Origin of the sequence: Corallococcus exercitus, from assembly GCF_003611585.1 — a bacterium.
GTDB classification, from domain to species: Bacteria; Myxococcota; Myxococcia; order Myxococcales; family Myxococcaceae; genus Corallococcus; species Corallococcus exercitus.
The window spans coordinates 1-11163 of record NZ_RAVW01000330.1 but is presented as its reverse complement, the minus strand read 5'-3'; the positions used below and the strand labels follow the sequence as shown (position 1 = coordinate 11163).

The window sequence follows — 11163 nt, the reverse complement described above, 5'->3', positions numbered from 1 at the left end:
TCCCTGGACCGTCATGCCCTCCTCGCGCGCCCCCAACCAGGTCCCCCCGCAGCGTCCTGCCCAGTTCGCGTCGACCGACGTCGGCTCCCTCCGGCAGAGCATCAACCTCTTCCGGGGCTCGGTGAGCTACCAGCGCCCGCTGGTCCAACTCCCGGGGAAGCTCGGGGACGACACGCTCGCGGTGGAGCTGGGCCTCTCCTACGACAGCTCCATCCACCTCGCCGCGACGCGCTGGAACCTCGACGCGCCCACGGGCGTGGTCGGCCTGGGATGGATGCTCCCCCGCGAGCGGATCATCGCGGAGTCCGACGGCGCCCTGTCGCTCGCCGCGCGGCGCTTCAGCCTGGAGTCCGGAGGCGCTCGCAACCGGCTGGTGCCCACCCCGCGCCCGTGGGTCCGCGCGCTGCTGGACGCGGCGCTGGGCTCGCGGCTGGGCGGGCCCCTCGTCTCGCAGGAGCTCATCGCCGCCTTCGCCGGGGCCGGCCTCCCCCTGTCCTCCCAGGCCACCATCAGCGGGCAGGGCCCCTGGGACGTGGAGGACGCCGTCCACGAGCAGTCCTTCGTCCTGTCCGAGCAGGCCGGCGCGGACGGCGTCCCGGTGCTCGCGGTGGCGGCGGGCGGGCTTGGCTTCGAGCCGCAGGACTTCAGCTTCTGGCGCGTCCGCTACTACCCGACCTACGAGCGCTGGGTGGCGGTGGACGACTCGGGCACGCAGCGGGTCTTCGGCGGTGGCGTCTCCGTCACCCCGCAGGGCTTCGCCACCAGCACCGGCCACGGCATCGAGTGGGGCGTGCGCTTCGGCGGCGAGCGGGGCGGCTGGGTGGGCAGCTCGATGCGCAGGGAAGGGCAGGCGCAGTACGCGCACGCGTGGAACCTGGTCGCGCGCGTGGACCGCTACGGCGACCGGGTCACCTACGCGTACGACGCCGTGGAGCAGCGCGTGGGCCCCGAAGGGCTGCCGTACACCAAGGCCTGCTACCTCTCGCGCATCACCGGCGTGGGCGGCCGCGGCGTGGCGCTGGACTACGCGCCCAAGTGGTACACGGCCACCGTCCACGAGTACCAGGATCCGCACAAGGTGCTCGCGCCCGCCGCCGACGGCGAGGCGCCGGAGAACCTCACCACCCCCAACGCCTTCCAGGACCGCTACGAGACGCTGTACCTGGACCGGGTGCGCGTCCTGGACGACGCGGGACGCGAGCTGTACCGCGTGAAGCTGGACTACGCGCCGCCCCAGGCCCTGCCCGGCACCCCCGCCGCGTCGTCCGCCGACCTCTGCAAGCGCTACCTCACGGGCATCACCGAGCAGGACCCGGCCGGACGCAGCCTGCCCGGCTACGTGTTCAGCTACGCGCTGGAGGACGCCGCCGCACACCCGGGCGCGCTCACGCGCATCACCTATCCCGAGGGCGCCACCGGCACCTTCACGTACGACGGCGCCATCCCGCTGGACATCTGCGAGCGGGACCTGACCGTCACGCCGCCCGCGGGCTTCGCCGCCACCGGCAACACCCCTTTCGTCTGGCTGGGGCCGGACTACGCCGTCACCTGCTGGCTGGATGCCCAGCGCAAGCGGCTGAGCCTCCAGGTCCACACGTGGACGGGACGCTGGCAGCTCTCCACCGTCAGCGAGGGGCTTGTCTACGAGGGTGAGCAGGCGCTGGACGCGGACACGCTCGCGGGCGTCACCTCCACGGACTTCTTCGGGCTGACCTTCCGCGTTGGCGACGAGGTGCGCGTGCTCCCGTTCCGGCGCAGCACGCTGCGCGCGTGGGAGTGGGCGCGGTACTCGGGTGGGGACGGCACCTCGTGGCTCTCCTTCCCGCGGGCCACGGGCGCCCGGCTCGCCGCCGGAGAGCGCTTCCTGCTGGCCACCGTCTCCGGCTTCGACGGCGCGGGTGACAGCCTCTACCGGCTCACCTGGGACTGGCAGCGGCGCGCCTGGAATGGCGGGGACGCGCCCGCGGTGCAGGGACGGACGATGCAGGTGCTCGCTCGCGGCGAGCGCTACCTGCTGTGGCAGCACCTCAACGGGAAGGGGACGGTGTCGCTGGCGTGGCTGGACGGCGACCACCGTTGGAACGACGGCGGCTCCCTGGACGTGGCGCTGGGGCCCCGGCAGACGGAGATGGCCTGGGCGGAAGGCCCGTCCATGGTGGCGTGGTGCGAGGCCACGGACTCCAGCGCCACCGGCCGCTACGCCCTGCGCGTGCGCCGCTGGGACGCGGACTACCAGTTCCAGGAAGGGCAGGGCGTGGACGCGGAGAACCTGCGCCTGTCCTCCGTCACGCAGGTGCCCAGGCCTTCATGGCCGCCGGTGCCGTCCGTGTCCGGCAACGAGCTGGTGGGGACCGACCGGTACCTGTGGCGCTTCGATGGAGTGGGCTGGAACACCTCCGAGGCGCTGACCGACCAGGGGCGTGGCCGGCCGGGCTGGCTGGCCTACGCGTACGGGCGCGACGTGGCGCTGCAGGTGCTCAACGTGTCGGATGGCATCACCACGCGGCTGCTCGCGTACGACGCCGACAGCGGCACCTTCGCCCGCGCGCCCAGGACGCTGCCGGCCCTGCCGCCGGGGGAGGACTCCGGCTACCCCTCGGCGACGGGCGAGGACTTCATCGTCGCCTCCAACACCGTCTGGTACCGCGGCGCCGCGCCCGGGTGGACGGGGCTCCAGAGCGAGCAGCCCGTCTACGAGGGCGCTCCGGAAGGCACGGACTCCTTCAGCGTCGTCGACGCGGCCCCGGACTTCACGGGGTGGCGGCTGCCTCCGGGGCAGGGCGCCGCGCGCATCGCCCTGGCCCTGCTGGAGAACGGCCGCGCGAAGGCCACCTCCACCATCGCGGGCCAGACGTTCGTCAGCCCCCTGTCGCCCGAAGGACTGCTGTCGCCGCCTCGCGCGGGCAAGAGCCCCGCGGGCCCCGCCACCCTCGTCACCTACCCGCAGACGGCGCCTGACTTCGAGCGCGCGCCGAGCCTCACCCTGCATCGCTTCGTGGGGGGCGACATCCAGGGCCCGCTGGTGGACTACCCGGTGCGCTCGCTGTCCATCGACACCGGCCTGGGCGAGCCGCTGCGCTCCGTGTGGAGCTTCGACCGGGTGAGCGCCGCGTGCGACCCGTCCGGCGAGGTCATCAAGTACTACCGCTCCACGGCCTGGGATGGCTGTGACGACCCGTCCGCCGCGCACGGCGGGCGGACCGTGACGACCTACGACAACGGGGCCACGGCGGAGGGCCTGAGCATGCTGGACGGCCAGCCCCTCCAGACGCTCACCTTCGAGGGCGCCGCGCTGTTCGCCGCGCCCATCTCCGCTGGCCTGGGCCTCACGCCCGACGTACCGCCGGGAACCCCCGTGCCGCAGGAGCTCCGCGCGCTGTTCCCGGCCGAGGCGGCGCTGTCCGCCCAGGCCGTCTACGAGGCCCGCCGCGTCGACGGGCGCTACCTGTACTGGTCCGTCGAGGACCCCACCACCCAGCGCCGCTACACGGTGGACAGCGACGAGGACCCGAAGTCCCCCACGGCGGTGCGCGGCTACACCGGCCGCCTGGTCGCTAGCGACACGAACACCTGGGAGGTCTTCACGTCGCGCGCCGGCTTCACGTCGCTCGAGGACGCGGCCTCCGGGACGTGGAGCGAGGTGATGCTGCATGGGGCCTACGTGCGGCCGGCGAGCATCCGCTCCATGAAGGACGGCCTCGCGCTGGAGACGCGCTACGGCTATCTGGGAGGCTTCCCCGCGCCGCTGACGGGTGGCACCACCTCCGAGTCGTTCGACACGCGCGACGTCCACGGCGTGACGTGGACGACGGAGATGGCCACCACCTTCGCCGCCGCCGTGCCCGCCTGGCGCGCCCTGGCGTGGGAGAACGTGCTGACCTCCGTCGCGCAGATGCGCACCCGGGTGTGGCCGAAGGACGGCGTGGACTCCGTGTCCGCGTGCGCCGCCACCACCTACGGTCCGTTCGAGAATGCCGGAGGTTGCACGGTGCTCGACGTGTCCGCCCGCTACGACTGGGGCGGCCCGACGGCCCCGGATGGCGCCCGGTTCCCGTTCGGCGCGGCCACCATTCCCCCGGAGTGGTTCGCGCGCACGCGCATCCTGGCGCGCGACGTCCAGGGCATCGCCACGCTGTCGAAGGACGCTTCGGGCGTGGCGCACTCCACCCGGGTGGATGCCACCGGGCAGCTGCCGCTGCTGATGGTGACGAACGCGGACCTGTCCGCGCAGGAGGCCGACGCCTGCGGCTTCGAGTCGCAGGAGCCGCTCTCCGCATGGACCTTCACCGGAGGCGCCGCCGTCACCACCGAGCGCGCCCACACCGGCGTGCGCTGCGCGTGGCTGCCGGGAGGGACCGCCGCCGTGGAGCGCGCACCGCTGACGCCCACGGACAACGCGCGCACCTACGTCGCCGGCTGCTGGTACGCGCGGCCCCGCGACGCCGCGGCCGGCGCGTCGCCCGTGCTGATCATCACCGTGACGTCCGGAAGCACGGTGGTGGGCGAGCCCCTCCGGCTCGCGCTGAACGACACCTCCGGGCGCTGGACCTGGGTGCAGGCGGCCATCGCGCTGGGCGAGCATCACGCGCGCCTCGCGTCCGGCGGTCCGCTCTCCGTCAGGCTGCGCGTCGAGGCGGGCGGCGGTGAGCTGTGGGTGGACGACGTGGGCTTCTACCCGCGCGACGCCAACGTCATGGCGCAGGCCTTCGAGCCGGGGACGCACAAGCCGACGGCCAACGTGGGCCCCGGGGGCCTGACGTCCCGGGCCGTCTATGGCCCCACCCGGCGCATGGTGGGCCAGGTGCGCGCCAACGGAGCGCTGAAGGGCGTGCAGCTGGAGTTCAGCTCCCGCCAGCGCAACGCTGCCTTCAATCCGGGGGACCCGAACACCCAGCTCGTCCTCCAGGCCACGCGCGGCGGCACCATGCAGACGTTCCGCGACGGCGAGGCGTGGCGTGACGCCTGGACGCCCTCGGCGGAGGGCGCCTGGCGCGCGGCCTCGGGCCTGCTGCTGCACGAGGGCAGCACCGACGCGTCGCTCACCGCCACCGCGCCGGAGACGGAGGCGTGGGCCCTCTACGTGGAGCCCACCTCGGTGGACGGTGGGCCGGTGCGGTTGTCACCGGGCTTCGGCTTCACGGTGGGCACCGCCGCGCGGCTGTCCTGGGACGGTGGATGGAGTCTGGAAGTGGGCGGGCAGGGTGTCTCGCCCGTGGGCTCGGGCGCCTCCAGCCCGGCCTCGCTGTTGCTGGTGGTGACGGGAGGCCGGCTGCTGTTCTGGACGGACGGTGGCCTGGTGTTCTCCGTGGCGACGGGCGTGCGCGGAGGCGCGGCGCTCACCTCGGGCACCGGAGCGCTCGGCCTGCGCAACCTGGCGTGGATGGAGGGCCCGGTGATTCAAGCGCGCCTGCAGGACTCCACTGGCGCGGACCGTCAGCTCCAGGCGCTCGGGGGGGACACGTACCTCGTCAACCAGCTCATCGAGGACGCGCTGGGGCGCACCATCGTGAAGACGAAGTCCGTGCCCGGCGACTTCGGCTCGGGCGCGGCGCTGGCCCCGCTGCTCTACCGGACGGGGCTGGTGGACCTGCCGGCCTTCCAGGCCTCGCTCGCGGGCAGTGGCGTCATGGCCGGCGATGCGACGGACTACTGGAATGGGCAGGCGGGCCGCTCCGCGGACGGAGGCTACCCGTACTCGCGGCGCCTGCTGGAGGCGTCACCGCTGGGGCGCACCGTGGAGGTGGGCCTGCCGGGCGCCGCTTGGGCCATTGTCGACCCGTACACCACGCCCGCGGACTCACGGCCCACGACGAAGGTGCGCTACGCGCCGGACGCGGCGGTGCTCCCGGGGTTGGACCTGCCGGCCACCGACTTCCGCGTCACCACGTTCATCTCCCCCGTGGGCGAGCGGCGCCTGAAGGTGCGTGACGCGAAGGACGCCGCGCTCGCCGTGCTCGTGCCGCTGCGGGGCGATTCCACGTACGTCTCCGCGACGGACCTGGGCATGCAGCCCACGGGCACGCGCACGCGCGTCATCCTCCCCGACGGCTGGCGGGACGGCACGGACACGGCCATCGTCCGCGACTACGACTGCCTGGGCCGGCTGCTGCGCGAGTCCACTCCCGACGCGGGCGAGACGCGCTACGTCCACGACCGGGGCGGGCGCGCGCGCTTTGCCCAGACCGCGGCGGACGCGGCCGAGGGCCGCATCACCTGGACGACCTACGACGCGATGAGCCGGGTGACTGCGCGCGGCCACGTGACGGTCGCGTGGAATGAACCGCTGCTGCTCGAGCGGGCGGAGCTCCCGGGCTGGCCGCTGACGGATCCGGCCTCCGGCGCGGTGACGACGGGCGTGTGGCGCTACGACGGCGACGGCTGGGACGCGCTGGCGCTGGGACAGCTGGTGGACTCCCGCTCCCAGGACACGGGCGCGCCCGCGACGGTGGACTCCTCGTACCGCTGGACGCCGCTGGGACAGCTCGAGGCGCGCACCCTGCGAGTGACGTGGGACGACGGCGAGGAGGCCGCGCCGCTGGAGGTGACGTTCGGCTACGACAACACGAACGCGCTGGTGCGGCTGGGCCTGCCGCGGGAGCTGTTCCCCCAGCCCGGGCCGCTGCGGTACGGCCGCGACGTCCAGGGCCACATCACCTCCATCCAGGACGAGGCGGGCATGGAGCTGGCCTCGTTCGGGTGGGATGCGATGGCGCGGGTCCGGACCAGCCGCTCCGGCCCCGTGACCTGGGAGATGACCTACGACTCGCCGGGCCACCTGCTGCAATCCGCCGCCTCCGCCGGGACGAGCGCCACGCAGGCGTACACCTTCGCGCCCGACAGCAACGTGCGCGGCACCAGCGCGGTGCTCGGCTCGCACCGGGAGCAGCTCGCCTATGGCTATGACGGGCTGGGCCGCATCACCGCCTCCGGCACGGTGGAGGGCACCGACGCCGCCGAGCGCTTCCAGTACGAGGAGGACCTCAACGGCAACATCCACGAGCTCTCCGGCGCGAGCCTGTCGTACGTGCCGGGCGGTAACCGGCTGGACACGGTGGCCTGGCCGGACGGCGGCGAGACGGCGTTCACCTGGCGGGCCGACGGCACGGTGTCGTCGCGCCGCACCCGGGGCACCGGACCGGTGGACCTGGACTTCGCCTACGCGCCCGGCATGGCGCTGCCACGCCAGATTCACGTCCGCCCCGGCGCCAGCGACGCGCGCACTGTCGAGTACGCCTATGACGCCGACGGCGTCCGCGTGGCCACCCGGGTGCGCGGTCCCGACGGCGAGCAGCGCGAGGTGCGCTTCCCGGGTGAGAACCAGCCGCTGTTCGTGACGGGCGGGAAGAGCGGCACCGTGCTGTACGTGCCGGGCCCCACGGGCTGCCCCCTGGTGTACCGCGACGGCGTCCGCTACCACGCCTCCAGCGACCGGCTGCGCTCCACCCGCGCGCTGTTCGATGCCCAGGGCACGCTGGTGGAGGGCTTCGGCTACACCGCCTTCGGCGCGGCGCGGGAGGCGACGGGCGCAGCGCCGTGGATGCGCCTGCGCTTCTCCGGCGCCGAGTACGACGCGGAGACGGGCCTCTACAACCTCAACGCCCGCCTCCTGGACCCGGTGCTGGGCCGCTTCTACGCGCCGGACCCGGCCAACGAGTTCCCCAGCCCCTACACCTACGCGGGCAACCACCCGACCACGCGGGTGGACCGCACGGGCGCCATTTCCGACAGTGGCCGGATGGCGGTCGTCGTGTTCTCGGGCGCCGTTGCCGCCGCGGGGACCGTGGCGGGGCTGGTGCTGGACGTGACGACGATGGGGAGGACGGCGGGGCTGTCGGCGCTCGCGAGCATGGTCTCCGCGGCCGGCTGGAACGGCATGACCTACGCGCTGACCGCTGACGACTTCAGCTGGAAGGAGTTCACCGGCACGGTGGCCGTGGGGGCGGTGAGCGGCTTCATCCGCGGTGGCATCTCCGGCGGCATCCAGGGACGCGCCAGGCGGGGGCGCGAGGAGAAGGTGCGGGGCTTCCCGCAGCAGGCCGCCAGGCTGGCCGAGGACGCGGCGATGCCGGACGCCACGCGCGCGACGAAGGCGAAGAAGTGGATGTCCGAGGCCACCTACTGGGACCAGCTGCAGAAGAAGCTCAACCCCGCCGAGGACGCGTGGGAGCAGTTCATGGTGGCCCTGCCGCACAGCGCGCTGGGCAACACCATCGGCTACACCGTCGCCGGACTGGTGTCGATCCCGCTGACCAACCTGGTGACGCTCGTCGTCTACGGCGAGAACGAGTTCGGGACGGACTGGAAGGACGGCCTCAACGTCCTCCTGGACGGAGCCTGGGGGCTGACGGTGGGCGTGGGCGGGACGTCCTTCGGGTACGTCAAGAATCGCTACAAGCTCAAGGAGCGGCTGACGCGCAAGCTCGAGTCCGCGGGCAGCGCGATGCTGGAAGGTATGACAGGTCCGAGCGTGCTGGGCGGCCCGGGTGGCATGGACTTCGGTCCGGCCGGCCGGCTCATCGGCGGCTTTTGAGTTTCCGGAAGAAGAGGGGAGCGTCGATGAGAATCTGCGTGAAGACCGCGGTGATGCCCAAGAACAAGACCTGGGCGTCACCCATGAAGGTGGACTTCGGTGAAGACCTGCTGCCGGGTGAGCGCGTGCTCGCGGCGATGGCGGGGCTGAGCTACTTCCGGCTGTACTACGCCGACAACGGCTCCACCTCGGAGGCGGTGGGGCAGGCCAGCGTGACGCTGGTGCCGAACCTCACCGAGGATGCCGTCCACGTGACGGCATCGCTGGTGATGACCAACTACGATGGCGCCGAGGCGGCCAGCTCGACGGATGGCAGCGGGCACGACAGCTTCGTGCGCATCACCGTGGTCGCCGTGCTCGGGCTGTCGAACCCCGCGTACCAGGCGGTGGCGGGCAACCTCTACGGGCTCGCCGGGCAGTGGGGAGAGGCCATCCCCATCGCCTCCGCGTCAGCGGAGGCCCGCGCGTTCCTCGCCGGCTTCTACATCGCGGGCAGCAGCGCGAAGGAGGTGAGCAGCCTGTCCTTCACCTCCTCCGTGGAGAAGCCCGGAGGCGCCCAGGCGAAGGTGAGCGGGAAGGCGACCCAGAGTGGCGACGAGGAGCGGACGGGAACGGCCGACGTGGCCTTCCTGTCCACCGACGGGGTGACCTCCTACCGCGTCCTCTCCATCGACACCGCCTCCAGCAAGTGGACGGAGGTCGACGACGAGCGCGACGGCGTGACGTGCGCCTTCAGCGTGACGCCCAACCTGGCCTTGGGCGAGACGGTGCGCCGGGCCGGGGTGCTCCTGCAGAACGTGAACATCAACTTCGAGAGGGACAAGACGAGCGACCTGGAGCTGTTCGAGGCGGGCGTCACCAGCGACACGCTGAGCATCTCCAATGGGAAGACCATCTCCGGGACGCTCATCCTGAACATCTTCAACTCACGCACGGGCGACGACTACGGAATCGCGCCGCCCCCTGAGAGCAACCTGACGGCGTTCGTCATCGCCGAAATCGCAAGCCCGCGGCCTGGAGGTGCGTCATGAGCTGGGAGTTCAGCCGCAAGGAAGTGGTCGCCGGGGACACGGCGACGTTCGACTTCTCGGGCGACGTGGGGCTCGCGCTGTATGGCATCTCGCGCTTCGACATCAACTTCGCCACCAGCGCTTCGGGAGGAAACCTGGGGGGCTCCGCCATCTCCGGGTTCGGCGTGAAGCTGACGCGGGAGAACGCGGGGGAGGACAGCCGGCGGCAGGTCAAGGTGAAGGCGGAGGTGTCGGGCACGCCGCTGTCGTCCGCCACGGTGTGGATCACCGTCATCGCCTGGGTCGGAGGCGAGTCCAGCATGCGCTATGTCGTGAGCGGCGAGGAGCTGGCGACGGGACAGATGTCCCGGTCCGAGGCCGTGGTGGCCTGGCCGGAGTTCTCCGCCGCCGTGCTGTCGGGCTTCAAGCTCGACTTCGCCTCGGGCAGCCACAACGTCGGCGGCGTGGGCGCGTCCGCGGGCATCTCCGCGGCCCTCACCGCCCCGGGCAGCGCCTACGTCACGGGCGCCGGGACGCTGACGGGCAAGGGCGCCTCCAACTGCACGGTGAACCCGTCGGGACTCGTGCTGGGGGAGGCCCAGGAGAACGCGTGGTTCGGGCTCGTCGCCGACGAGTCGACCTACACCGTCAACGACACCAACTGGGGGACGACGAAGCTGCGGGTGGAGACGGGCGCGACGGTGCCGCTGCGGCATGCCGCGGTGCTGCTCCAGTCCTTCTACGGGCGCTTCAGCGCGACGAACATGTCCCCCAGTCCGCTCAGCTCCGTGACCATGGGCGCGGGCGAACCGGTGGCGGTGTCGTCCGAGTCCGGCGTCTTCGAGTTCGAGTCCACCCGGTGGCTGGCCGACTGCACCACCATCGTGAGGACGGGCCAGGAGATCTGGACGGAGGCGCAGACGTACTCAGCCGTCTACCTCTGGGCCGCGCTGGGCTGAGGCCGGTCACGCGGAGCTTCCGGCCTGGAAGCTCCGCCGGGCCTCAATGACTGTCAACGTCATGCATGTAACGCCTGACACATGTCTGTGTCAGAATTGACACGGAATCCGTCCAAGGTGCGTATCGCCTTCTCCTCGTATTTTTCGCGACTTCTTGGTAGTTGAGGCCGCGAAAAGGAGCCGGAAGAATGCGCACCCTGAACAAGCTCGCAGTCGCGGCGGTGTTGGGTCTGTTGCTCGGCGGCTGTGGCGCCACGGACCTGGGCGGAGAGGACGTCACCCGACAGCTCGAGCAGGACTTCGGTGGCCCGAGCGGCCTCATGGACTTCTTCGAGAGCCACACGGAGGAGGAGATCCGGGAGGCGCTGACGCCCTATGGCGTCGGGTACGTCGCCCACGGGAACGTCACCGCGGCCCTGATCAGCGACTGCCCGAAGTACTTCCCGTCGACGGACCGGAGCAAGTGGCACAGCTTCGACGGGGAGTACTACTTCATCGACAGCGTGGGCCGTCCGAGCCGGGCGTACAAGGACCTGCCGAAGATCACCGCGGCGCCGCGCATCGACTCCTGTCAGACGAACGTGGGCCAGTGGGGGGACGCGGAGAACCCCAGCAACGACTACGACGGAGGACACCTCATCGGCTCGCAGCTCGGGGGCTGGGG

At 72.1% G+C, this 11163-nt stretch carries 4 protein-coding genes; all 4 read left to right on the top strand.

Features of this window, described 5'->3' with window-relative positions:
* Positions 1-13: 13 nt before the first annotated feature.
* Positions 14-8530 (top strand): RHS repeat-associated core domain-containing protein, encoded by an 8517-nt coding sequence (locus D7W79_RS30775; protein WP_120528942.1) that lies wholly within the window; start codon positions 14-16, stop codon positions 8528-8530.
* Positions 8531-8556: 26 nt separating this feature from the next.
* Positions 8557-9561, top strand: coding sequence for a hypothetical protein (locus tag D7W79_RS30770; protein WP_147442133.1), 1005 nt, complete (start codon positions 8557-8559; stop codon positions 9559-9561).
* Positions 9558-10499 (top strand): hypothetical protein, encoded by a 942-nt coding sequence (locus tag D7W79_RS30765; RefSeq protein WP_120528940.1) that lies wholly within the window; start codon positions 9558-9560, stop codon positions 10497-10499. Before D7W79_RS30770 ends, D7W79_RS30765 begins: the two co-directional genes overlap by 4 nt.
* A 188-nt stretch (positions 10500-10687) precedes the next feature.
* On the top strand, positions 10688-11163 hold a 476-nt coding region (locus D7W79_RS30760), incomplete at its 3' end, for a DNA/RNA non-specific endonuclease (protein ID WP_208729884.1).